Annotated in this window: 1 protein-coding gene; it reads right to left on the bottom strand. The window is 59.1% G+C overall.

Annotated features, from left to right (window positions below; translation table 11 throughout):
* The coding region (locus tag ABD949_RS18200; protein WP_345245572.1) for an Ig-like domain-containing protein at nucleotides 1-980 on the bottom strand (980 nt) is incomplete at both ends.

The following is a 980-nucleotide window of genomic DNA, read 5'->3' as shown; positions in this document are numbered from 1 at the left end:
TGGTCACCGTGGCCAGACTGGCCGGTACGGTACCGTTGCGGTCGGCATCATTGGCCAGCACATTGACCGTGGTGGGCTGGTTAAACGCTACCGTTGCTACATCCGGGTTGGCCACTGGTGCGGCACTGCCTATGTTGACCACCACCAGAGCGGTGTCACACAAACTGGTGTTGGCTACATCACAGATGCGGTAGATGAAGCTGTCCTGCCCGGCAAAGCCAGGGGCCGGCGTGTAGGTGATGGAGCCATCGGCGTTGAGCGTTACCGTACCGTTATTGGGTGCATCCACAATCACCGGTGCCGTCACGTTGGTCAGGCTGGCCGGCTGGTTGCCACGGGCTTCATCGTTGAGCAGCACCGGGATCTGAACCGCTGTGTTAAGAGCCGTCACATAGTTGTCGCGGTTAGCCTCCGGTACCACCGTGCCTACATTGATGACCACCAGGGCTGAATCGCATAAGAGCGGATTGACCTGATCGCAGATGCGGTAGATCAGCGTGTCGCTACCGGCAAAGCCTGCGTTCGGCGTGTAGGTGATGCTGCCGGTTGAGTTCACCACCGCCGTACCATTGTCAGGGCCTTCCACAATCAGCGGAGCGGTCACATTGGTCAGGCTGGCCGTCAGTCCACCACGAGCGGCATCATTGATCAGCACAGGGATGGTCACCGGCTGGGCAAAGGCCGTGTTGGCATCATCGCGGTTAGCCACCGGCGGTGCTGACGGTACCGTGAAAATCACCTGTGCCGTGGCACATACACTGGGGCTGATGATCGAGCAGATCTGATACGTCAAGGTATCAGAGCCGGCAAAGCCAGGGGCCGGCGTGTAGGTGATGGTGCCATCAGGATTGATCACCGCCGTGCCATTGTTGGGTTGATCCACAATCGTTGGTGCGGTCACATTAGCCAGCGTGGCCGGCTGACCGTTACCCGCCAGATCATTACTCAGTACACTGACCGTTACCGGCTGACCAAAGCTA

The organism is Nibrella saemangeumensis, from assembly GCF_039541915.1.
Taxonomy (GTDB): domain Bacteria; phylum Bacteroidota; class Bacteroidia; order Cytophagales; family Spirosomataceae; genus Nibrella; species Nibrella saemangeumensis.
This window is presented reverse-complemented; position numbering and strand designations above follow the sequence as displayed.